Source organism: Winogradskyella wichelsiae, assembly GCF_013403925.1.
In the GTDB taxonomy this organism is placed as follows: domain Bacteria; phylum Bacteroidota; class Bacteroidia; order Flavobacteriales; family Flavobacteriaceae; genus Winogradskyella; species Winogradskyella wichelsiae.
In genome coordinates this window covers 281,106-306,133 of the sequence record NZ_JABFDJ010000002.1, presented here as the reverse complement: position 1 = coordinate 306,133, position 25,028 = coordinate 281,106, and the positions used below count along the sequence as shown (strand labels likewise).

Genomic DNA, 25,028 nt, shown 5'->3' with positions numbered 1-25,028 from the left:
AATAATTCCTCTAATTTATAAGATGTGCTAAGTTAACAGCTTGGTCGATTTATAATACAAAAACGAAATGGCAGGCATATACATTCACATACCATTCTGCAAGCAAGCATGTCATTATTGCGACTTTCATTTTTCTACTTCTATGAAGAAAAAAGATGAATTGATAGCTGCATTAGCTAAAGAATTAGAACTTAGAAAATCGGAATTTGAAGCAATAACCGTTGAAACTATTTATTTTGGAGGCGGAACCCCTTCTGTCTTATCAAATAGTGAAATACAGTTTGTTATTGATACCGTTTACCAACATTACACGGTTTCTGAAAACCCAGAAATAACCCTAGAAGCTAACCCAGATGATTTATCTAAAGAACGCATTATTGCACTTTCTAAAAGCCAAATTAATCGCTTATCTATAGGAATTCAATCCTTCTTTGAAGCCGATTTAAAACTGATGAATCGTGCGCATAACGCGGAAGAGGCAAAAATGTGTTTAGAAGAAGCTACAAAACATTTTGATAACATCTCTCTAGATTTAATTTATGGAATCCCTAACGCTTCAAACGAGCAATGGTTAGCAAATATAGAGATGGCTCTTGGTTTTAATGTGCCGCATATTTCTAGTTATGCTTTAACAGTTGAGCCTAAAACAGCATTGGCTTCCTTCATAAAAAAAGGAATTATTGATAATGTAGATGACGAGCAAGCGCATGAGCAGTTTCATATTTTAAAAGATAAATTGGAAGCATCAGGATTTGTTCATTACGAACTTTCTAATTTTGGAATAGAAGGCTATTTCAGTAAAAATAATTCGGCTTATTGGCAAGGTAAATCTTATTTAGGAATTGGACCTTCTGCACATTCTTTTAATGGAAAACAGCGTGGTTGGAACGTGAAAAACAATTCAAAATACATTAAATCTATAGAAGCTAACCAATTACCAATTGAGATAGAAACCCTTACTAAAACAGATCAGTATAACGAATATGTTATGACGGGTCTTAGAACAATTTGGGGTGTGTCTATTGAGAAAGTAAATAAAGATTTTGGTTTAGACTCTAAAAATTATTTACTTAAACAAGCAGATATTTTTATAAAGCAAGAGTTATTATACATAGATGAAGGCTATATCCGTGTCACAAAAAAAGGTCAATTTTTATGCGATGGTATTGCATCCGAGCTGTTTATCCTTAACTAGTCTCAGAATCTTTTAATTTAAGATTAAATTGAAGTAATTTTGTGGTAATACAATTCAAATTATATTTAAATAATTACTGAAACACCGAATCTAATTTGGTGGAAGTAAATTGAGCATAAATGATAGCAACAATACAATACAATTCTAGAAAATTAAAGGTAGATTTAAAACAACCTTTAGATATTTCAATACCTTTAACAGGTAAAGATACCAATGTTAGTGCATGGTTTTTAGGGCCTCCAAAGATAGAGCCAGAAACGACAGAAGGAAAAACAATTAGTGTAGCTAATGGTGCTGTAGTAAATTTTAATACTATTACTTTTAATCCGCATGCGCATGGTACTCATACCGAAACTGTTGGGCACATTACTGAAAAAGTATATTCTATAAATAAGAATTTAAAGCAATTTTTCTTTCTTGCAGAAGTAGTAACTGTTGCACCAGAAAAATTAGGAGATGACAATGTGATTTCCAAAAAGCAATTACAATTTGCTTTAGGTAATAAAAAACGTGAAGCTATTGTAATCCGTACACTTCCAAATACTAAAGAGAAAAAATCTAGACAATATTCACACACAAATCCAACTTATTTATTGGAAGATGCTGCTAATTATTTAAAATCCAAAGGGATTAAACACCTACTAATAGATTTACCAAGTGTAGATAAAGAGCTAGATAATGGAGCGCTTTTGGCACATAATGCTTTTTGGAATACTAGTGGTAAAGTGCGTTTAGATGCTACTATTACAGAGTTTATTTATGTATCTAATAAAATAGAAGATGGTGAGTATATGCTTAATCTTCAAATTGCACCATTTGAGAATGATGCAAGTCCAAGTAAGCCTATTTTATATAAAATTATAGAGTAATAACATGTGACATCTTTGTTTATTTAGTGTCATATCTTTAAAGAAACTATGGAAACTTTTTTTGTAATTATCATCAGTGTTCTTGTTACCTTAGGATTAGTAACTGTTTATAAAGCATGGAAAACTAAAAAAGAAACTAATGAGCAATCAGTTTTACTTTTAGATAAAATAAAGCGAGTCTGTAAATTTGTTACGGTAGAAGGGGACTTCGCTGAAATTTACCATTATGAAGACGTAAAAGCTAAATTTTTAAAACTTATTTCTAGCCGTAAAAAGGCTTTAGTTATTATTAATGCTAAAGCTTACGTTGGATTTGATTTAAGTAAGATTGAAATGAGTTCTAATGCTAAAACTAAAACAGTTGTCTTATCTCATTTTCCGCAACCCGAAGTGTTATCTATAGAAAGTAATATTAATTACTACGATAAGAGTGATGGTGTTTTTAATAGGTTTGAAGCTGCCGATTTAACGGATTTACATGTTAAAGCAAAAGCTCATATTATGGATAAAGTACCAGAAAGTGGACTCTTTAATGTGGCAAAGCAAGAGGCTCTAGAAGCCATTCATCTTATTGAGAATTTAGTTGAAACAATTGGATGGAAAGTAGACTATTCTGCACTTAAAATTGAAGCTGAAAAGAAGAAACTCAACTAAAATCTTCAAATTATGAATATAGAAGATTATAGAAATTATTGTCTAAAGAAAAAAGAAGTCACAGAACATTTTCCTTTTAATGATGATGCGCTTGTGTTTAAAGTTTTAGGCAAAATGTTTGCCTTAACATCTTTAAAACGCTGGGAAAATGGAGATGCATTTATTAATTTAAAATGCGATCCAGAATATGCACAAGAACTTAGAGCAGAATACGATGGCATAAAGCCAGGTTATCACATGCATAAAAAGCAATGGAATAGCGTTTATGTTCAAGAAGGCGAACTTCCAATACAACTTATTAAAGATTTGATAGATCACTCTTATGATATGGTTGTGAGTGGTTTGTCTAAAAAACTACAAGAAAAACTTAGGTAATTCTGTTTTTTATCAATTTTTATTTAAAGTTTTGACACAGCGAAAACTCAATGTTTATGGGGTTTTTGGAACTAATTTTACCGTTCGTCGATACTTTTTTTCCATCCGTCGACAGTAAATGTAACCCTAGCTGATTTAGGTATTATTATGTTATTTATTAAAGTAATTTAGCTCAATACTTTAAAAATTTAATGTAAATGAAAACCCTCAATATTTTACTTATAGAAGATGATATGATTGAAATTATGAAGCTCAATAGAGCCTCTAGTTCACTTCAATTAAATCACAAAATTACTGAAGCTAATAATGGAGAAGATGCGTTAAAATTACTTGAGGATAAAGATAGTTTACCTGATATTATTTTATTAGATTTAAACATGCCAAAAATTAATGGCATAGAATTCTTAAGAATTTTGAAAGCTGATATTAGGTTAAAATATATTCCTACAATTATTTTAACAACATCAAACAATCAGAAAGATTTATTAGAATGCTATAAAATAGGGATTGCTGGTTACGTTTTAAAACCTTTAAAATATGAGGATTATGTTTCTAAAATTGAAAGATTATTATCCTATTGGAGTATCAATGAACTAATAACAGTATAATGAAAGGAATTGTTTTTACTGAGTTTTTAGATCTTGTAGAAGAGAAGTTTGGATTAGAAATGGTAGACAAAATCATTTTAAGTTCAGATTTAGAATCAGAAGGTGTTTATACTTCTGTTGGTACATACAGTTTTTCTGAAATGCTGCAATTGCTTCAGCATTTAAGTAAAAATACAGGGATCTCAATTGATAATCTACTTTTGGTATATGCAGAACATTTTTTTAATGTAATAAAACAAAGCTACCCTGGACTTTTAGAAACCTACAAAGATCCTATTGAAATGCTGTCTTCTATAGAAAACCACATTCATATTGAGGTGCGAAAAATTTATCCGGATGCAGAATTACCAACATTTGAAGTTATCGAAAAAACCGAGAATTCATTGGTAATGGATTACAGCTCTAGTAGAGCAATGCATCATTTTGGACTTGGACTGATGAACAAAACGTTCGAACATTTCAATGCCACAGCAACTATAGAATTAAAAAAAATAAAAGAAGACGGTACTCAGGTAAGATTTATTATCAAAAAAAATAAATGAGCCAAGACCAAATCGAATTACTTAAGCGTGCATTAGAAAGAGAAAAGAAAGCTAGAAAAGCCGCTGAAAAAATTCTTGAAGAAAAATCAAGAGAACTCTACCTAACTTCAAATAGGTTAGAAAGTCTATTAGACGAAAAATCATCACAACTGCAGGGCGTTTTTGAGAACATCGTAGATGCTTATGTACTAATGGATATTAAAGGTAATATTTTAAAGTTTAATGACGCAGCTACGCATCTATTTGGATTCGATATTACTAGAGAATCTGTAAATGTTTCAAGTTTAGTTCATAAGGATGATTTTCAATATGCTATGTTGTCTTTTGAAGAATTAAGAACGAAAGGTTTTTTTAAGAACTATGAAGCAAGAGTTTACACAAAATCTAAAGAGATTAAATGGGTCCATATTAATGCCAGTCTAGTTTTAGATAAGAACAATAAAGCAATTGCAGCCCAAGGTATTGTTAGAGATATTACTCAAGAAAAACTTTTAAAAGAAGAATTAGAGGATCAAAAAAACCAATTGAGTATTATTATCAATAATTCTCCAATAGGTATTTCTCTTTCAAAGTCAGATTATTCAGGTCTGTTACAAATAAATCAGGCATTAATAGATATGTTAGGCTATACAGCTGAAGAACTTAAAACAATGCGGGTTCAAGATATTACACATCCTGATGATGAAGGTTTTTCAAAGGCATTAAGAGATCAACTTTTAAGTGGTGAGATTGATAAATTTAATGTAGAAAAACGATACATAAAAAAAGACGGAGATATCTTTTGGGCAAAAACTAATGTCACTGCTGTAAGAAATAAATTTGGTGAAATTGATTATCAAGTAGCAACTATCGAAGATGTCTCTAAAGAGCGAGAAGCAAAAGAAAAACTAATAGAATCTGAAAATAGATTGGCTACATTAGTTTTAAATCTAGATAGTGGTATTATTTTAGAAGATGAAAATAGAAAGGTTGTACTTACTAACAATAAATTCTGTGAACTGTTAAATATAGAAACAGCAATTGACGATTTATATGGTATGGATTGTTCTGTGGCTGCAGAACATAATAAAATTTTATTTAAAGATCCTGAAGCTTTCGTAGAACGGATGAATGAAGTTGATAAGGCCAAGGCTATAGTGATTGGTGACGAATTGGAGATGTTAGATGGTAAGATTCTAGAACGTAATTATTTGCCAATTACTATAGAAGGAAAATCTAAAGGGTTTTTATGGACTTTTACAGATGTAACTTTAAAACGATCTTATAGAAAAAGCTTAGAGGCACAAAAACAAAAATATTATAGCATAATTGCCAATATGAATTTAGGATTGGTTGAAGTTAATAATAACGAAGAAATATTAATGGTTAATCAGAGTTTTTCAGAAATGTCTGGTTATACAGAAGAAGAATTAATTGGTAAACATGTCGGTGAAATTTTTAAGACGGAAGAAGCTATTGATGTTATTGCAATTGAAAACGAAAAAAGAAAAAAAGGCGAATCTAATTCGTACGAAGTCAAAGTAGAAATTAAAAATGGTGATGTAAAATATTGGCTTATAAGTGGCGCGCCAAATTATGATATTAAAGGTAATGTTGTAGGCTCTATAGGTGTTCATATAGATATCACAGATTTAAAAACACTAGAACTTCAGAAAGAAAAGCTACTTTCAAAATTAGAAAAAAGTAATGACGAGCTTCAAGAATATGCTCATATTGTTTCGCACGATTTAAAATCACCTTTGCGAAGTATAGATGCTTTAGTAAGTTGGTTAAAAGAAGATAATAAAGGGAAATTAGATGAGATGAGTTTAAGGAATTTTGAGCTCATTGAAACTACATTAGAAAAAATGGAGCAACTCATTTCTGATGTACTTGATTACTCTAGTATTGGTACCGAAACAAATTCTTGTGCAGAAGTTGATCTTAATAAAATATTAGATGAACTTATTACAATACTTTATGTGCCAGAGCATATAGCTATAAAGACATTAAATAAATTGCCCATTATTAAAGGAGATGCAACTAAATTACAGCAGTTGTTTCAAAATTTAATTAGTAATGCTATTAAATTTATTGATAAAGAAGAAGGCTTTATAACTATAAATGTAGAAGATTTTAAAAGTCATTATAAGTTCTCTATTCAAGATAATGGTATGGGGATAGATAAGCAATTTCATAATAAAATCTTTAAAATTTTTCATGCTTTAAATAAGAGCAAAGACTCTACAGGGATTGGATTATCTATAGTAAAGAAAATTGTGGATTTACACGAAGGCCAAATATGGTTAGATAGTGAGCTCAATGTTGGTACCACATTCTATTTTACACTTAAAAAATAAAAATGAAAACAGTACAATTAGTAAAACATAAAAACCAAGATTGGACTTATGTTGGTGAAAATATAGTGTTGCATAACCCCTTAGTTTTAGTTTTTGGTAATCGTCTTTTGCTAGAGAATCCTTCAATTTATAAAGAAATAAAAACATTGTTTCCAGATGGTCATATTGTGTTTGGTTCTGCTTGTGCCGAAATTTCTTCCAGAACAGTAAATGAAAATAGCATTACTATCACTGCGATGGAATTTGAAAAAAGTCAATTTGTAATTAAAACAAGCAATGTTTTACATACAGATTTAGATAGTTTTAAAACTGGAAACGATCTTATTAAACAATTTTCGGCGAAAGGTTTAAAATATGTATTTGTAGTATCCGAAGGTAGTTTTATTAATGGTAGTCAACTTACCAAAGGTATGAGTGCTTCTAATAAAGACAACCTGTTAATTACAGGGGGTTTGTGCGGAGACGATACTCGTTTTGAAAAAACATTAGCATCCTATAACGAAAATCCAAAAGAAGGAGAACTAGTGGCTATTGGCTTTTATGGAGAAACGTTAGAGGTTTCTTTTTCTATCCATGGAGGCTGGACACCTTTTGGACCAGAGCGTACTGTAACAAAATCAGACGGAAATATACTTTATGAATTAGATGGCCAACCAGCATTAGATTTATACAAAAATTATTTAGGGGATAAAGCAAAAGATTTACCAGGCGCAGCTTTATTGTATCCTATGAATGTAAAATCGGATGACGAAGAACAATCTATAGTACGATCTATTCTTAATATTAATGAAGAAGAACATGCGGTTGTTTTAGCTGGGGATATTAAAGAAAATTCTAAAGTGCAATTGATGATGACTAACGTTGATAATATTGCAAATGCATCAGAACGTGCCGCAAAACAAGCTTTAGTTCACAGAAAAAACAAACCTGAAATAGCTTTTCTAGTAAGCTGTATTGGTCGTAAATTGGTGTTAGATCAACGTGTAGAAGAAGAAGTAGAAGAGGTTATAGAGGTTTTAGGAGAAGGCGCTACAGTGAGTGGTTTTTACTCTTATGGAGAAATAGCACCATTTCATGGAGAAATAGCTTGCCAATTACATAACCAAACCATGACTATAACATTAATAAGTGAATAATGAATTCGCTACTTAAACGACAAATTCGAAAATATTTAAGTGAAGAGTTAAAGGGAAATGAAGACTTAACAGTTTTTATTGAGTCTATAGACCGTTCGTACGATAATTTTGATGAGCAGTCTATCATGATTCAACGCGCTATGTCTATTAGTTCAGATGAATTATTTACTGCTAATAGAAAATTGCAAGAAGAAGCTAAGGAGCAAAAAGAATTAATAGATAAGCTAAAAGATGTTATTAACACTCTTAAATTATACAATTTAAAAGAGGAAGAGAAGGCCGATGCTGTAGAATTGTCGGGATCTGATTTGGTGGATTTTATTGATGATCAAACCAAAGCGATTATTGAAATGAACCAACAAAAAGAATCCCTTTTAAATGAATTAGCACACCAAAACCAAGAGTTAAGTGATTATGCACATATGGTATCTCACGATTTAAAATCTCCATTACGTAGCATAGATACTTTAACAGCATGGCTAAAGGACGATTATCAAGATGCTTTTGATGCCAGTGGGGAAAAAAGTTTAGATCTTATTAGAACCAATGTTCAAAAAATGGACACGCTAATAAATGGTATTTTAGAATATTCAACTATTGGTAAAGATCAAATAGAGGTATACGATGTAAATCTTAATAAATTAATAAATAATGTATTAGGCTTTTTAGAAGTACCCAATCACATTAAAATCACAAAATCTAATCTGCCCATTATTAAAGGAGATAAATATCGATTACAACAGTTATTTCAAAATTTAATAGGAAATGCTATAGCCTATAACGACAAAGAAAAAGGCATAATTAAAATAGGAGCAATAGATAAAGGTGATTTTTGGGAGTTTTATGTCGAAGATAATGGTAAAGGAATCGAAGAAATTTATTTCGATAAAATTTTTAAAACTTTCGAAAAATTAGAAAATCGACCAGAATCAACAGGAATTGGTCTATCAATTGTTAAAAAAATTGTAGATTTATACGAAGGTAAAATATGGTTGCATTCTAAATTAAATGAGGGTACTACATTTTATTTCACTATAAAAAAGTAATAAAATGGAGGAGCCTAATTTATCATATATTCATAGTATGTCTGGAGGTGATAAAGCTTTTGAGCAAAAACTTATTGATATCATTAAAGGGGAGTTTCCTGAAGAAAAAGTTGAATATTATAATAATTTAAAACTTAATAATTACAAGCTTGCTGCGGATAACGTTCATAAGCTTAAACATAAAATTAGTATTTTAGGCCTTGAGAAAAGTTATGATACTGCGGTAGCGTTCGAAAATAATTTATTAGAAGAAAGTACAGAACTTCAAGACGAATTCGAATCTATTCTTAAAACCATAACTAATTATTTACAACAGTTATAATTAGGAGAACATGAATTGTATTATTATTGATGATGAAGCTACAGCAAGAGCAATCATTGGGCAGTTATGCTCTAATGAAAACAGCTTAACTGTTTTAGAGGATTTTCCTAATGCAATGCAGGCCATAAAATTTTTAAATCAAAATGAAATTGATTTAATATTTTTAGACATCCATATGCCAGATTTTACAGGCTTCGATTTTATTGAAACTTTAAAAAATCCACCTAAAATAGTTTTAACGACATCAGATCCTAATTTTGCTATTCAGGCCTTTGAGTACGATTGTATTGTAGATTATTTAGTAAAGCCTATTACACCGGAAAGATTTAATAAAGCAATTCAAAAAGCAGAAGTCACAAACCATAATTCAACGACGAGTTTACCAGCAGAAAAAGTTGAAAATAGCTCTGGTAATGATCTTTATGTTAATATAGACAGGCGTTTAATTAAAATAGACATACCAAGTATCTATTTGGTAGAAGCAAAAGGGGACTATATTAATGTAAAAACAGAAGGTAAAAATTACACTGTTCATTCTACATTAAAAAAAATAGCCGATAAATTGCCAGACGATTTATTCTTAAAAGTGCACCGATCTTACATTATTAACGTTGATAAGATTATAGATATAGAAGATAATAGTGTGCTAATTAAAAAAGACGTTATTCCTGTTAGCCGTTCTAATAGATCAGAACTAATGAAGCGTCTTAATTTATTATAAGCAGTAAAAGTAACTAATACAAATAATAAATTTCACTGTTAAAGTATAGCGAACTAGTGTTTTAAAAAAACCACTCGTCTACATAATAAAGCTAGCCAACCGGCTTTAGCCTTTAGCTTAACGAAATAAAATATATAGAGTTTAACTATCCTTTATTTTTGACCTATGATCATTTGGTTGATGATTAAGTTTAGTTGATTGAGTTTTGAGGCAAAAGAGAAATCTTTTGCCTTTTTTATTTGCTGTTTTTCATCCAATAACTTATTAAAAACCATTCGTCGACAGTAAATAGTGTTCTAACGCTCAATCAATTGTGACAATCGAATAATTAAAAATAACACGTACAAAGCTGCTAATTTTGCTTCATAATCTAATAAGACCCGGAATATGAAACTAATCTGCACTTTTAAAAATCAATTACTTGCTATTACAATAGCTTTAATGAGCTTTACAACTCAGGCACAAGATATTCCTTTTGATTGCGATTATAACGCGTATTTATTTCAATATAATGATGTTTATGCTATTGACTTGGCTTCAGGTAACTCTTATCAAGTTGCAGAAAACGTAACGCCAGGGGACATTAATGCAACAGCATATAATCCAGTAGATGGTTTTATTTGGGGATCGTTAAAAACACCAGAAAAAACAATTGTAAGAATTGGAAAGGATTTTAATGTAACAACATTTTACATAGACCAATTACCAACTAATAATCGTTACGTAGGTGATGTAAGTTCAGAAGGTATTTATTATTTAAAATCAGGTGGGTCTACTTATTATAAAATAGATTTAAATCCAGAATCAGAAAACTATACACAGTATCAAGCTACAGAGACGTTGTCTCAGAGTATTAATGTTCACGATTGGGCATTTAATGCTGTAGACGGTCAGTTATATGCCGTAGAAAAAAACACTAATATTTTATACCGTATTAATCCAGATACAAGTGTAGTTACTACTATAGGTGTTGTTCCAATATTATCAGGATTAGGTTATACTTATGGAGCTGTTTATTTTGATAATGAAGGTAGGTTTTACGTTTCTGCAAATGAAACGGGTACTATTTATGTTATTCAAGCAGTACAAGATTTAGACGGTATTAATATTATAGATTCTAACCTATTTGCTTTTGGACCATCTAGTTCTAGTAATGATGGAGCACGTTGTCCTACAGCACCTGTTTTACAAGAAATTTGTGATAATGGTATTGATGATGATGGCGATGGGCTTATAGATTGCGAAGATCCTTCCTGTTCTGGTTTTGGTATGTGTGATGTGGTTGCAGCACCAACATCGAGTTCAAATTCTGGTGGTTTAGAGAGTAACAGTAGATTATCTGAGCAGATTAATACACGTAATTTTCAAAGAGCAAAAACAGGATATAAATTTAATTCAGCGAAAGCAAAACGTGTTTCTAAGACATCTAATTATGCTAAAAGTAATTTAGATTCTAATTTTGTGTTACAAGATTTTATTCCATTAACAAGTATCAATGAAGATGAAGCTATTGAGGCATCACCATCAGATTTAATAGGTATTACAAACGCAACTGAAATCTATGCTGTAGATTACATGAAAAATAATAGTTCTGTGGCTTCAGTTTTAGCTTTAAAAACAGAGAATGGTGTTTATGAACATACCAAATACATTTGCGATCGTTTATTAGGAGCAGAATTAATATCGGTAAACACAATAGATATTAACGAACAACAATTTATAAAATCTATTATTAAAAACGAAGATGGTACTTATGAGTTTGTCTTAAGCTTATCTGCTAAAGTTGTAAATAATGATGCTAATTTTGCTGTGGAAAGTCATTGGAATTTAGATCAGTACGAAGAGAATGTGACTTTTTATAATTTTCAAATTTGGTCTAATACAATAGATGATTTGTATGTCTTAGGACAAGAGGTTCTAAATTTATTAGATATAGAAAAACCAATTATAAGTTATAACAATTCTACACCACCAACCGTATTTGTTAGAAAAGGAAGTTATACTAACGGCGGACTAGATTTACAAGTTATAAATACTAATGGTACGCAGAGTGTAACTTTAGAGGCTGGTTATAGAGTAACAGAAACAGAAGATTTTTTAAACCTTAATTCTACGATAAATTTAAACGCAAATTATATCACTAATATCACTGTAGATACAGGAAGCCTATTTGATATTGGATTTAGAATAGGAGATGGCATAGCTACACCAGATGATTTATTTATGTCTGATGGTCCTTGGGGGATAGATGCTTCGCAAGAAGGAACAGTAGTAGATCTTTATAACGTAACAACCAATGATTATAGCTTTGACTCTACAGATTTCCCAATAGAACGTAATGTAGAGTTAAACGCAACGACCAATACATACGTTGCTGCTTATAGGGCGTTAACACCACGATTTAAAGCTGTAGATGTTACAGATTATAACAGTTTTCAATTAAGTGCAAAAGGCACAGGTAATTTAGAAATCACTTTTGTAAAAGAAAGTATTACCAATTGGGAAGAGCAATATAAAACGACTATAGCATTAACAAGCAACTTACAGGATTATATAATTAATATAGAAAACTTACAAAATGATAGTGAAAATGAAGTAGAATTAAATGATGTAGTAACCATAGTATTTACAATGGTTGCAGAGAATGGAATAACAGTATTGAAAGAGATGCACTTGAATAACCTACGATTCTCTGAAACAAGTGCCTTATCTGTAACCGATTATACTACAGATAAAAATTTATTAAAAGTGTCCCCAAACCCTATGACAACCCACGCAACAGTCACTTTTTCTGCTAATTATAGCGAACAAGTGCAGTTTGTAATCTATGACCAAACAGGTAAAATAGTTTACACTGCAGAGCACAAAGTGATTTCAGGAGCAAACAGTATTAATGTAGACAGAGAGAATTTAAGTTCAGGCTTATACTTCTGTAAAATTATTAGTAGCCAGTTTGATTTTGATACCTTTAAATTAATAGTTAAATAACCCTAATTTTAATTATCCCTATCTAAGGCAAAAGCACAAGCTTTTGCCTTTTTGCTTTTTGTGGTGGTTTGGGTTTAATAGTTATATTTATAGTTTGAATATTTTGGTTATATGGATTTAAAGCACAGGGAGATAGTAATACCTAATGATGAGAAGATAGACGCATTTTTAAACTGTAAACTTGATAGAAAGAAATATGCAGATGTTCTTACCAGCATCATTTCAAGTTATAGTAATGGATTTGTCTTGGCTATTGATAATAAATGGGGAACAGGTAAAACTACATTTGTAAAAATGTGGAATCAACAACTGAAAAATCAAAAATATCAAACTCTTTATTTTAATGCTTGGGAAAACGATTTTCAAGAAGAAGTAATGATTGCACTTTTATCAGAATTAGAAGGGCTAAGAAATAAGGGGGAAGAAACATTTACAACGTTAGTCGAAAAGTCTACGACATTTTTAAAAAAGATATTGCCATCCGTTGTTAAAGGTGTTGCAGGAAAAGTTGTTGGTGATGATGCAATTAATGAGGTTGTAGGTGCAGTAACTGAATTTACAGTAGAGGAAGTTGAGTTGCAAATGAAAAATTACAATGAAAAGAAAAAAGGTATAAATGATTTTAGAAAAGCTTTGGAGAAATTTGTAGAAAAGGTAGATGAAGATAAACCGGTTATATTTATCATAGATGAATTAGATAGATGTAGGCCACGTTATGCTGTTGAGGTATTGGAACAAATAAAACATTTGTTTTCTGTGCCTGGAATCGTTTTTGTTCTATCAATAGATAAAGTGCAATTAGGAAATGCTGTTAGAGGCTTTTATGGAAGTGATTTGATTGAAGCCGATGATTATTTAAGACGTTTTATAGATTTAGAATATTCAATTCCCGAGCCAAATAAACAGCTAATGGTTGATTATCTATTTCAATATTATAATTTTCATGAATTTTTTAGTGTTGATCATCGAAAGAGAAGTTTTCCGCAAGAAGAAATTAATTTTAAGAATTTTGCAAATACGATCACAAGAGATACGAATTTTAGCTTAAGAAAAATGGAAAAGTTGTTTTCTCTAGCTCGAGTAGCTCTAAGAACTACTAAGGTTGAGCATCGCTTGTTTCCAGATTTATTCCTATTATTAATTTTCTTTAAGATTGAAGAAGAATCTGTATTCAAAGATATCTGTAAGAAAAAATATAATGTTCAAGAATTAATTGATCTAGTAGAAAACTATGTTGTTAGTTCATACCAAAATAATCAAGAAGTTCTTGTTAACTGTATTATTACTATAGCACTTGCATATCACAACTATTTAAATGAAGGTGTTTATCCAAATTCTACATTTGATATTGAAAAAGATGAAAGGGGTGAAATAATAAAAGTAAATTATAAGTCTAAATTTTCAGATAAAAGTGAAAACTATAATTTAGTCGATGGGTATTTGAATTTAAGAAGTCAAGTGACAGTAAGTAAGTTAAATCTAAAACCAATTTTGGATAAGATTTTATTGTTAAATTCAATTAACACCTAATTTTTGTTAAAGCGTCACTTAAAATAATTTCTACTTCCTAAAACTAGCCTTCTTCAAAAACTGCCATTTAAAACGTAAGCCAATTTCTGTAAAAGTAAAACCAGCGGCGGTTGCAGAGGCAATATTACTATGCGTTCCGTAAACATTTAATAAACTACGTTCCGAGAATTTATAACCAAAAGCACCTTGAAAACGGTAAGTGCTTTGTTTAGCATCATCTTCAATAAACTGATAACCGTAAGCAGCGGTTAAATTATAAAACCATGTTTTTGGTTTTGCGCTGTCTTCATTTTTAATGACATTCATAAACACTTCATACACATTAAATTTTTCAGGACTAAAGTAAATCGTAGGTACTTGCTCTTTAAATGTAATGTATTGATAATTGACACCTACTTTTAAAGCCGGTTTTGGTAATAGATTATAATAGAGTGAGGTAAATAATAAATTTCTTTTGTTTCCATCGTTTTGCGATGTGTAAATTAATTGTGTAAACCAACCTAAGTTAAAATTAGTGCTCAAATTATAGTTAGCATAGTAATTGTTTTGTACCAATTCTTGATCTAATAATTCGGCATTAAAACTTTCAATCTGACGTTTGTAGCCAATATCTAAGGTTTGACGTTTAAAAGACTTAATGTTAAAAGAGATGTCTGTTAAAAGTTGTGTATAGTCTGTGCTTTCTGCTTTTGCAGATGTAATGCCTGCGGTTCCCTTAAATGTAATACTTGGTATTAGTTGGTAACCTAACCCTAACGATAAATCATTAGAATTTGCATTGATATCCGTTACAGTGTTGCTAGTGGTTCTGTAATTGTAATTTCCTAAGAGCTTAAATTTGGTAGATAGTGGGTATTCTACAGTGTTAGAAGAAGCAAAGGCTTTGTTATCACCATTATCAAAGGTATGCGATACGCTAGATTCTAAAACAGGGGCAAAACTATTATCTAGTTTGCTTATAAAGTTAATTGCATCTTTTTGATTGTCGTAAAACTTTAAAGTGTTTTCAGCTGAGGTATAGGCATTATCATATTGGCCTAAAGCTTTTAAGACATTGGCTTTTCCAAGGTTACCATCAAAAGAAGTACTGTCATTTTCTAATATTTGATTATAATCTACCAAACTTTCTTTAAAATTACTTTTATAGATATTTAAAGTAGCACGTAAAGCTAAAACCCAGTTTTTATTTGGATGTTTAATAATTAGAGTGTCAATTAAGTTTTTAGCAGCTTTGTATTTTTTATTCCAGATTAAAGCTTGGGCATAACGCTCGGTGGTTTGTTTCGTAATGTTGGGATCTGTAGTTTCATTTAAACTATTGAAGGCTTCAGTACTCAATTCTAAAGCTTTCTTTTCTTTACCGTTTAAATGTTCTACTAAAGCCAAACCATTTAAAGATATGATTTTGTGTTCTGGCTGTTCTGCCAAACGATTATACATGATTTTAGCACTGTCTAATTTGTTCCAAATTAAATAGAGATTGGCTAAGTTTAATAAAGTGTCTTTATCATCACCATATAATTCTAAATTTTTAGTGAGTAAGGTTTCAGCTTTTTCATAATTCTGTCCTTGTTGATTTTGGTAGGCATAACCTAAATAAATATATTTTTTAGAGACTAAAGCATTTGGGTTTCCTGGTGAAACATCTAGCGCTTTATTAACCATAACTAAAGCGTCTTCATATTCTTTTAAATTAGATAAAGTATTTGCAAAACCTAATAGCGCCGCAAAACTAGTAGCGTCTTCTTCTACTAAACTTTGGTAATATACTTTAGCATCCGTAAAGTTACTGTTCCATAATAAAGATTCGCCGTAATTTAATTTTACTTCAAAATCATTCGGATAATCGGCAAGTAAACCTGTAAAGAGTGTATTCGCTTCTGCAGGTTTTCCATTAAGACCAATAGCACGACCATAACATAAACGCGCCGTTTTATTATTTGGATAATCTTCTAATACCGTACTAAAAAAAGATTCTGCTTTATTGTATTTTCCTGTTTCTAGGTAGGTGAAACCTTCTTTCATGTTTTGAGCAGTAGCGCTAAAAATGATAAAAAATAAGCCGATATTTATAAGTGATTTTAATGTCATAATCTCTGTGTAATTTTCTAATTGCAAGTTACGGCGTATTAGTTTGTCATTCACCTACAGCAACTTGCCATCCATCGAAATATACAGAACATACACGGAAATACGAGAGATATTTGTGTCAGATTTAAACGAATACCAGTTAAAAATGAAGCAACTAATAGCCGCAATCAAAACGAGAAAGTTAACGCCAGAACAACTATTTATGGTAAGTGTGTTAGCTGTAAACGGGGGTAATTACTTATATAACCTTATATTAGGAAGGGTACTTGGACCAACAGAATTTGCAGATGCTGCTGTGCTAATTACCTTTTTATTGGTATTGTCTTTTATGGCGATGACGTTTCAATTGGTAACCGCAAAATTCTCTGTATTATTTGAAAACAATGTGTTTAGAAACTTCATTGCTAAAACTTATCAGCAAGCCTTCTTAATAGGAATTGTATTAGGGGTTTTAATTATCGTTTTTTCGTCGCAGTTAAAAATAGTTTTTAATACGTCCTCATCATTAATGTTTGTCATTTTTGGTTGTGGTGTACCGTTGTATTTTTTAATGAGTGTAAATAGAGGAGCATTTCAAGGTAAAAAAGCTTACAGATCGTTGTCTATAACATATCAAGGAGAAATGTTAAGCCGATTATTAATTACATTAGGGTTAATATTTTTATTTAATATACAATCCTCTGCAGTTATTGCCATCGGCATTGTGTTATCTTTTGTATTTGGAATGTTTCCTTTTAAAATGAAGCATATGAGTTTTAAAAAGCCAAAAGCTTTATCACTCGATTATAGCAAACAAATAAAGAATTTCTTTATGTTAACTGCATTTTACGAGCTTACACAAATCATAATTAATAATAGTGACATCTTACTCGTAAAACATTATTTCGAGCCATACGAAGCTGGCTTATATGCTTCTTTGGCTTTAATAGGTAGAATTGTATATTTTATAGCTTGGATGTTTGTTATGTTACTCTTACCAGCAGTTGTTGAGTTGAAGAAAGAGGGAAAAGAAACCGCTTCTGTATTATTTAAATATGTGGGTTACATTGCTGCTATTTCAATAATTATTGTTTTAACTTGTTTAAGTTTTCCTGAGCTGATTATCAAAATTCTTTTTGGTGAACAATATATTGCCATGGCACCTCTGTTATGGAAATATGCTATTGCCACTTCAATGTTTGCTATTTCTAACATCTTTGCTTATTACTATTTGTCTCTAGATAAATACGTGCCAGTAATCATTTCAGGGGTTTTTGGAATGCTACAAATAGTGTTGGTTGTCTTTTTTCACGATAGTTTAGAACAAGTTGTACATATGCAAATTATAGCAATGACTTTGTTGTTAATCATACAGTTAGTGTTTTTTAAGATTGAAATAACGACACATAAAAAAGCTTTATCTAAAGAATAATTCCATTCGTCGACAGTAAAGTGTCTTCGAAAGAAAGTGTTGATTTTTAGAGAAATAAAATCTGAAATTTGCATTGTAATTAATTAAAACATTTAAATTTCATCTATTATGAAACTAGCCATAGTAACAGCATACCCTCCAAGTAAAGTCACTCTAAATGAGTATGCTTACCATTTAGTAAAACAGTTTAGACAAAAGGAAGCAGTTACAGAACTGATCTTACTAACAGATAAAACAGAAGGAGCTAAGGATATTCAATTTACAGAGCAAGGTTGTAAAATAACCGTAAAAGAATGTTGGTCTTTTAATAGTTATAAAAATATCTTTTTAGTAACAAAAGCCATCAATAACACAAAACCAGATGCTGTATTGTTTAATTTACAGTTCATGAAGTTTGGTGATAAAAAAATAGCAGCTGCCTTGGGCCTTATGTTACCATTAGTGTGCAAGTTGAAAAAGATTCCTAACATCGTTCTACTACACAATATTCTTGAAGAAGTAGATTTAGGAAGTGCAGGTTTTACATCTAATAAATTAATGCAGAAAATCTATGGATTTATAGGAACTAACTTAACAAGACTTATTTTGCAAGCTGATACAGTAGCAGTAACAATGCAGAAGTATGTGAATATTTTAGAGATAAAATATTTAGCCCCTAATGTAAAATTAATACCTCACGGTACTTTTGAAATAGCAGCAGAACCTAGTTATAGATTACCAAAAGGGCCAATGCAAATTATGACCTTCGGAAAATTTGGAAGTTACAAAAAAGTAGAAGGTATGATTGAAGCAGTAGAGTTAGTTAGAGCAAAAACAGGACTCGATTTAGAAGTTGTCATTGCAGGAACAGATAACCCTAATGTGCCAGGTTATTTAGCTAAAGTACAAGAAGATTATAAACACGTCCCTCAGGTAAGGTTTACAGGTTACGTTGAAGAACACGAAGTGCCTACCTTATTTAATGAAAGTGCAGTAGTCGTATTTCCTTATACTTCTACAACCGGGAGTTCAGGGGTTTTACACCAAGCAGGAAGTTACGGTAAAGCAGTTGTAATGCCAGATTTAGGAGATTTAGCTTTATTAGTACAAGATGAAGGTTATGGAGGTGAATTTTTTGACCCCACTAGTGTTGAAAGTTTAGCGTCTGCTATAGAAGCTATATTAACAAATGAAGCTTACAGAGTAAAGCTTTCTAAAATTAATTATAATGCAGCAACAGCACATCCAATGTCTCAAATAGCAGAGATGTATTTAGAAACCTTTTCAGATATCATAACAAAAAAAACAACAGAAAACGCAGTGCATTTGAAGTCTACCATGACTAGGTAAATTTAATTTCAAAAACAGAACTTATTCTAATTAATCTTAATCAATTAGAAATATATTTAAACGATGCCTTTTTTGCCCCATTTTTATCAATAAACCCAAAGTGTTTTTGGGTATTACGACGCCAAGGACGACTACCTACAACATCCGTTGGCACATCCGTAAAATCATATAAAGTCCAAGACATAAATTGCAAATTATTAGCGGCAATTTGTTCTTGGATTTTTTTGTGGTAATTAGCTTGGTCTTCATCAGATGAGCCAAAAGGTTTCCAAAAACCAGAGTAAGAAGATATTCCAAATTCTTGAAGTACTAAGGGTTTATTAGGTATTTCAGTTTTTATGGTTTCTATGGCATCGTCTAAATGTTCTAAATCTTCGTAATAATGAAACGATATAAAATCTACTTTATCCTTTAATGTGGAAGCACTTTGCGTGTTAGACCAACCAATAGTTACAGGATGAATAGTATCTACCGATTTTACCAAATCAATCATATTATCTAACCAAGCAATCACAACGGCTTTTTGTCGAGATTCAAAATCTAAATTGGGTTCGTTTTTAATATCCCAAGCTAAGAGTGCGCTGTGGTCTTTTACGGCTTCAACTATGGTTTCTGCGTGACGTTGGTTTAACGTCCAACTCATCACAGAATAATCGCCATAAAAATCGAATAAGGTTAACACCACTTTTAAATGATGCGCTTCTGCTAAATCTAAAGTTTCTTTAAGCTTTTCAAGTTTTTTAGGATTTACATGTTCTTTGCCGAAGTCTTCATATTGCACAAATAATCGTACCGAATTTAAACCAGCATCCTTAATAATCTTAAAATCTTTAGATATGGTATCTGCAGAGAATTCGGCACCAAACATATTCCAAGGATTGGCCTGCGGATAATAGTTAATGCCTTTTATATTCAAATCATCAACCGAAATAGGTTCCGTTTTAGCATCATAAGTCTCAGCTTGTTCCTTTACTAAATGTCTAATGCGCCAAAAGCCATCTTCTAGTAAAAACACCATTTTGTAGTTAGACGTTTCGGTAGTTTCTAAAATGACCTTTTCAGCTTTAAAAACACGTTTGTATTCTATAACATTTCGGTCTGTTATCACAGCCATTTGGCCGTCTTCACTAAAAAATTCTAAAGTAGGATTGTGTTTTAGTGTCGTCGCTTCAATAGTAATGTCTTCGGCTTTATTTAATTCAATAAAACGGTATAAATTTTCTCTAGCGCTATCGGTGTAATAATCTTTAATTCCGGCTGGTTTATTGGTTTTATAGGCTATTTGTTTTACATACCAAGCGTCTAAATAATTGCTTTGTAAAGCGTTTAACGTTTGGTTGTCCATAGACCGACCTTCATTTTGTAAAGGTTCCCAATCTATTTTGGGTAAATACTGTTCTACTTTCTGTATTTCTGTGTGCAACATGGTGCTTCGGTCTGCACCTGTATTTAGATAACTAAATAATGCGCTTACACCAGAAATGATTAGGGCTACAATCATAATGTATGAGGCAATTAATATAGAACGTAGTATGTTTTTGTTAAGACCTACCATAGTTCTTTTGATTTAAATTCTTTTGATAAACCAGCCGTTTCAATGATAAAATTGTAAGTGCCATTGTTGTAAATAGCTGGTTTTAATTTGAAATTTACATAACCATTAAATGATGTTTTGGTTATGGTATTAATGAGTTTTTCGTTTTGATATATTTTCAATTTTACATGCAATCCATCCGGAATCATTTGTTGCATAAAACTTTGCAAAGGACCAACGGTTATGGTTCTGTTTTGGTCTGAAAAAGCAACGTCGAAATCTTCAATAACTTGTTTGTAGTTAAGAGAAATATTATCACTTTCTGCCATGCCATCAACATAGGCTTTAATGTTCCAAGTATCTTCATAATCTGGATGAATCATTTTTGAAGTCGCAACACCATCTATTGTTGTGCCTGTGGTTTTTAAAATATTACCTTCAGAATTGGTGATAAAAAAGGTGACGAAAGTACCATCGCTAATCACATTATTTTGTTTGTCTTTTAATATTGACGTGGTGAACGTTGTGATTTGATTGCCATCTGCATAATTATGAGGTCGTGATGCCGAAATTTTGAAATCCGTCGGAATTGCAGGCATCACATTAACGGTAAATTCTTTAGAATTGATGCCAAGACTTTCTGAAGAGACCAACATACGTCCACTTTCTTTTTTAGAATACATATTCCTCCACGAAATTAAATTCTTCGTGTAAATATCATTGGTTTCTTCTGAGGCTAAAAATTGATGCTTCGTTTTTACCAATGTATTCGTTGGTACAGGATTGTCTAGTGAGTCTGTTGGGATTACAACCAACATGGTGTAATCTGTTCCGCCAGCTTCAATACTTGGTGGTCCAATATAGGTTTCTAAAGTCGCAACTTCTGCTTTTGGATTGATGTTGAATTGACCTGAAATAGATTCGTTTTTAGTCAACAATTTCCAATTAACAACACCTATTTTTTTAGTGATGTTTTCAGGAATAAAATATTCTAACGTGTTATTTTTTAAAGTTGAAGAAATCACTGTTGAGCCATAACTATTAGAGCAATACAATAAGGGTTGTTCTACTTCAGAAATTGAAAATTTTAAAACGATGTTAGTGCCAACTTTAAAATCGGTTTGTGTGGTAAGTAATTCAATGGTATTAACCGTTTCATTTTGCTGTACAACAGCAAATGATGATAATAAAATCAAACCTAAAAGAAATAGATATGTGCGTTTAAGTTGCATTAATTCGGGCTTCCTATATACGTGTTAATTTCTATTTTAATATAACTAAAATCAGGATGCTCAATAGCTTGTAATTGCGCATTGGTATGATTTTGTATTCTGTTTGGTACTATTTTATCTGATATATTTTCGTTTGGTAAACCGTTTACAAAAATGTTTTTCATGCTATCATTTATGATGTTTACTTTTCCATCGTTTAAAATAGCGTATTCAAAATCTTGCTTTCGTTGTTGTCTTACACCTTCTTTTACAAATAAATGGTCTACCCAAACCATATTTTTGTTAGCATCATAATAGGTGATTAATAGCTGAGGTATGGTAATTTCTTGGATGCCACTATTAAATAAATTCCCGTTTATAAGGTTGTCTTTAATATCAATAGCACTTAGTACTACATTTTTGTATAAATCAGAACCAGAAACATTTCCTGCGACTTGCAAATTGAATTTTGTGGGTTGTTCTTCAAATTCAATAGGCGTAAATTCATCTGGATTAAAAGTATCTGGAATAGAATCTTGTGTTTTAGACCAGGCAATACCCTCAAAATTAATACGGAAACTACTCGATTCTTTTGGCATTAATTTATGCTTCACATGATATTTGGCGTTGTATGTTGCCAACTCTTTGTTATCGTCGTTGTACAAAGTACCTTTCAAAATAATATCTGCAGGGACATTATCTATGTTTTGTACTTCACCAATAATAGCATAGCTACCATCGTGTTGTACCAATTTAGCCGAAACTACTTCTAAAACAGGTTGTTTTAAAATGTCTTCATGATGTGTTTGTTCTGTGGTAATGCGTCGTCTACCTTGGTTAAAATATTTGGTTGTATTATCAGAATACAGTTGGTCTGGTGGCAAATCATTGTTTAAATCATCTGGCTGTATATACCATTTCCCTTTGTGTTTAGATAGTGTTTTGTAATCTACTTTTTCAATTTTTTCTAAAGGTGTAATCCATTGACTAACCACTTTGGCAGAAACCGTACTGTCGTTATGTTTGGTGATTTCAGTTTCAATAGCGTCCATTTTGGCATAACTACTCAAAAGCCCATCGGTAACTGAAATTTCTAACATGTATTGCGCAATTGGTAGTTGACTTTCTGGGTCAATTAAACTATGTGCTTTTTCAAATTCTTTAAAATCTAAAGCATCGTAATAGGCAATAATGGCATTTTCGGGACTGCGTTGCGAGTCATTTTTGAGATAGAACAAATAGATGCCATAAAAAACCACAACGATTAATATGAGCGACCAAATATGTGTGACGCGTAAGACATTCCGATTAAATTTATCATAGGTAACCGAATAGTTTAAAAAGTCTGGCAAAGGTTTAAATCGTGTCTTTAACATATTTACCCAGAGCATCTGTATGTTTAAAACAAAGGCTACTAATACAGTTAAAAAAGGAATAACTCCCCACATTATTTTTAACCAAGTGGCAACATCTTCTTTGGGTAAAATAGAAGACACAGGTGGAATATTGAGCCGTTCCCAAACCATAATGCCATTTTCTAATTGCCGTAAACGTTGCCAACCACAGAAGTAGAGGATTGGGTCGTAAAATTTATCGTTAGAAAATATGTACTTGAGATTGTATTTTTCTGGTGTGGTTAAAAATTGTTGTAAAGAACCGATGCCTGCAACACCTTTAAATTTAGAATTCTCTAAACGCTCAATTGGTCTTGTCGTTAATTCTGGTAATCGTCTTGCAGAATGGTAGTTTCCATCTACTGTCATTGCATTAGTCTGTGCACTTAACCAAGCCATTTGGTCGCCAAAACCTAGTGTTAAAAAGCGCCATTTATCGTGGTCATCTTGGTTTAAGAAATTCACAATAGGTAACATCTTTATTTTTTGAGGTTGCGATGGTCTAAAGTAGTTTAAGCTCATGGTGAAAACGACCATAAATACAGCTAATCCTGCTAATAATCCACCAATAATTCTGTGATATACAGCACCGAATTTAGACTGAATGAGTGTTTTTAAATCACCTTCAACAAAACGATAGGTAAATTCACCCATTAATGGTATAGATAGGATAGAAGCCCAAAGCGTAAATCGGTCTAATGTTAAAATATTGAAAGCAGTTTCGCCTAAAATTTTTAGAGGAATTGGTGTTGTTCCACCAGTTCCTAAAATGGTACAAATGGTAACAGATAAACCAAAAAACAAATAGCGTTTGCTGTAATATCTGTAAAATATATACGGTAAAAGGACGAGTAAAATTCCCCAAGGAATTAAAAAGAAGACTAATCCAGAAGATGTGATTTCTAAAAAGTTATCACGAGAACCATGTGGAATAGGAACTTGGGTAATTGGGTTGGCTTTAGAATTTAACCAATACGGAAAAATACAGCCTATAATTAAAACTAAGGACAGCATTCCAAAGCTTACAATGCGTTTAAAAAGTTTGAAAAAAGTATTTAAGAAGAGTTTGAATGTCACTTCTTTCATTGAGTTGACTTGCTCTCTCGACACATCCATAATAACCATACCTATTAAAGGAAAGATAAAGAAGACCATTCCGAAAATGGGTGTCACATGATGCGACGTAACCGTAACTGCAATCAGTGATAATGAAGTTGCCAAATACCATTTCTTACCTGTTTTCAACCATAAGTAGATTTCTGGTAAAGCATGCATTAAAACCGAAACACCAATAATACTAGGTAATTGCCCAAATATGTGAAGTGTTTCTACAAAAGAGGATGAAAATACAGCTAAAACAGAGGCATAACCAGCAACCGTTTTATTCCCAGTCATCATTAAAGAAAAACGATATGTGCCTGTAATAAATAGAACAATAGCAATTAATGCAACACTAAACATTCCGAATTTTAGGCCACCAATTAAAGAGAGTAAACCTATAGATTGATGTACTAAAGGTGGATAACTTTGAACTGTAAAACCTGTATACCATTCATAGTTCCATGGTTCAAACCAACTATTAGCATAATGGTCTGCAAAAAATAGATGTATTAAAGCATCATAAGTTGTTTCCAACGTAAAAAATATGGCACTACCATGAAAAGCTAGTCCTAGGAGAAGCGCAGATATTAAGTATTTATTCGAGGTTTCCTTCATTTAAAGCCTAAGCTATA

19 protein-coding genes are annotated in these 25,028 nt (G+C 31.5%); 15 read left to right on the top strand and 4 right to left on the bottom strand.

What is annotated here, in order from left to right:
• Positions 1–67 precede the first annotated feature (67 nt).
• The 13 genes from hemW to HM985_RS04885 all read left to right on the top strand — a co-directional run bounded on the left by hemW (position 68) and on the right by HM985_RS04885 (position 14,325).
• Positions 68–1,195, top strand: a complete 1,128-nt coding sequence (gene hemW / locus HM985_RS04945; protein ID WP_179375189.1) for a radical SAM family heme chaperone HemW — start codon at positions 68–70, stop codon at positions 1,193–1,195.
• Positions 1,196–1,314: 119 nt separating this feature from the next.
• Complete coding sequence (locus HM985_RS04940) at positions 1,315–2,064, top strand: cyclase family protein (RefSeq protein WP_179375188.1); 750 nt, start codon at positions 1,315–1,317, stop codon at positions 2,062–2,064.
• 48 nt (positions 2,065–2,112) lie between these two features.
• Positions 2,113–2,718: a DUF4230 domain-containing protein gene (locus tag HM985_RS04935; RefSeq protein WP_179375187.1), complete on the top strand. Its 606-nt coding sequence runs from the start codon at positions 2,113–2,115 to the stop codon at positions 2,716–2,718.
• A gap of 12 nt (positions 2,719–2,730) precedes the next feature.
• A complete protein-coding gene (locus HM985_RS04930) occupies positions 2,731–3,093 on the top strand; it encodes an MmcQ/YjbR family DNA-binding protein (RefSeq protein WP_179375186.1) in 363 nt (120 codons plus the stop codon).
• A 197-nt stretch (positions 3,094–3,290) separates the two neighbouring features.
• The gene (locus tag HM985_RS04925; RefSeq protein ID WP_179375185.1) at positions 3,291–3,701 is read left to right on the top strand and encodes a response regulator; all 411 of its coding nucleotides are present in this window, start codon (positions 3,291–3,293) and stop codon (positions 3,699–3,701) included.
• Complete coding sequence (locus HM985_RS04920) at positions 3,701–4,243, top strand: heme NO-binding domain-containing protein (protein ID WP_179375184.1); 543 nt, start codon at positions 3,701–3,703, stop codon at positions 4,241–4,243. Before HM985_RS04925 ends, HM985_RS04920 begins: the two co-directional genes overlap by 1 nt.
• Positions 4,240–6,582 carry a PAS domain-containing sensor histidine kinase gene (locus HM985_RS04915; RefSeq protein WP_179375183.1) on the top strand — a complete coding sequence of 781 codons (2,343 nt, stop codon included), beginning with the start codon at positions 4,240–4,242 and terminating at the stop codon, positions 6,580–6,582. The genes HM985_RS04920 and HM985_RS04915 overlap by 4 nt, the downstream gene beginning before the upstream one ends.
• Before the next feature lie 2 nt (positions 6,583–6,584).
• On the top strand, positions 6,585–7,718 hold the full coding sequence (locus tag HM985_RS04910) for an FIST signal transduction protein (protein WP_179375182.1): 1,134 nt from the start codon (positions 6,585–6,587) through the stop codon (positions 7,716–7,718).
• On the top strand, positions 7,718–8,764 hold the full coding sequence (locus HM985_RS04905) for a sensor histidine kinase (RefSeq protein ID WP_179375181.1): 1,047 nt from the start codon (positions 7,718–7,720) through the stop codon (positions 8,762–8,764). Before HM985_RS04910 ends, HM985_RS04905 begins: the two co-directional genes overlap by 1 nt.
• A gap of 4 nt (positions 8,765–8,768) precedes the next feature.
• Positions 8,769–9,086 (top strand): Hpt domain-containing protein, encoded by a 318-nt coding sequence (locus HM985_RS04900; RefSeq protein WP_179375180.1) that lies wholly within the window; start codon positions 8,769–8,771, stop codon positions 9,084–9,086.
• A 10-nt stretch (positions 9,087–9,096) separates the two neighbouring features.
• Positions 9,097–9,807, top strand: coding sequence for a LytR/AlgR family response regulator transcription factor (locus tag HM985_RS04895; protein ID WP_179375179.1), 711 nt, complete (start codon positions 9,097–9,099; stop codon positions 9,805–9,807).
• A 387-nt stretch (positions 9,808–10,194) separates the two neighbouring features.
• On the top strand, positions 10,195–12,795 hold the full coding sequence (locus HM985_RS04890; RefSeq protein ID WP_179375178.1) for a DUF6923 family protein: 2,601 nt from the start codon (positions 10,195–10,197) through the stop codon (positions 12,793–12,795).
• Between the two features lie 111 nt (positions 12,796–12,906).
• On the top strand, positions 12,907–14,325 hold the full coding sequence (locus HM985_RS04885; RefSeq protein WP_179375177.1) for a KAP family P-loop NTPase fold protein: 1,419 nt from the start codon (positions 12,907–12,909) through the stop codon (positions 14,323–14,325).
• Between the two features lie 30 nt (positions 14,326–14,355).
• On the opposite strand, the gene HM985_RS04880 is transcribed toward HM985_RS04885, so the two are convergent.
• Positions 14,356–16,416, bottom strand: a complete 2,061-nt coding sequence (locus HM985_RS04880; RefSeq protein ID WP_179375176.1) for a tetratricopeptide repeat protein — start codon at positions 16,414–16,416, stop codon at positions 14,356–14,358.
• Between the two features lie 145 nt (positions 16,417–16,561).
• Between HM985_RS04880 and HM985_RS04875 the strand changes: the two genes are divergently transcribed.
• Both HM985_RS04875 and HM985_RS04870 read left to right on the top strand, forming a co-directional pair.
• Complete coding sequence (locus tag HM985_RS04875; RefSeq protein WP_179375175.1) at positions 16,562–17,827, top strand: oligosaccharide flippase family protein; 1,266 nt, start codon at positions 16,562–16,564, stop codon at positions 17,825–17,827.
• A 108-nt stretch (positions 17,828–17,935) separates the two neighbouring features.
• Positions 17,936–19,156, top strand: coding sequence for a glycosyltransferase (locus HM985_RS04870; RefSeq protein ID WP_179375174.1), 1,221 nt, complete (start codon positions 17,936–17,938; stop codon positions 19,154–19,156).
• A gap of 40 nt (positions 19,157–19,196) precedes the next feature.
• Here HM985_RS04870 and HM985_RS04865 read toward each other — a convergent pair whose 3' ends face one another.
• The 3 genes from HM985_RS04865 to HM985_RS04855 are packed head-to-tail and all read right to left on the bottom strand — an operon-like array spanning position 19,197 to position 25,011.
• Positions 19,197–20,711: a glycoside hydrolase family 2 TIM barrel-domain containing protein gene (locus HM985_RS04865; RefSeq protein WP_179375173.1), complete on the bottom strand. Its 1,515-nt coding sequence runs from the start codon at positions 20,709–20,711 to the stop codon at positions 19,197–19,199.
• Positions 20,705–21,922, bottom strand: coding sequence for a hypothetical protein (locus tag HM985_RS04860; RefSeq protein WP_179375172.1), 1,218 nt, complete (start codon positions 21,920–21,922; stop codon positions 20,705–20,707). The genes HM985_RS04865 and HM985_RS04860 overlap by 7 nt, the downstream gene beginning before the upstream one ends.
• Positions 21,922–25,011, bottom strand: a complete 3,090-nt coding sequence (locus tag HM985_RS04855; RefSeq protein WP_179375171.1) for a hypothetical protein — start codon at positions 25,009–25,011, stop codon at positions 21,922–21,924. The genes HM985_RS04860 and HM985_RS04855 overlap by 1 nt, the downstream gene beginning before the upstream one ends.
• Positions 25,012–25,028 lie beyond the last annotated feature (17 nt).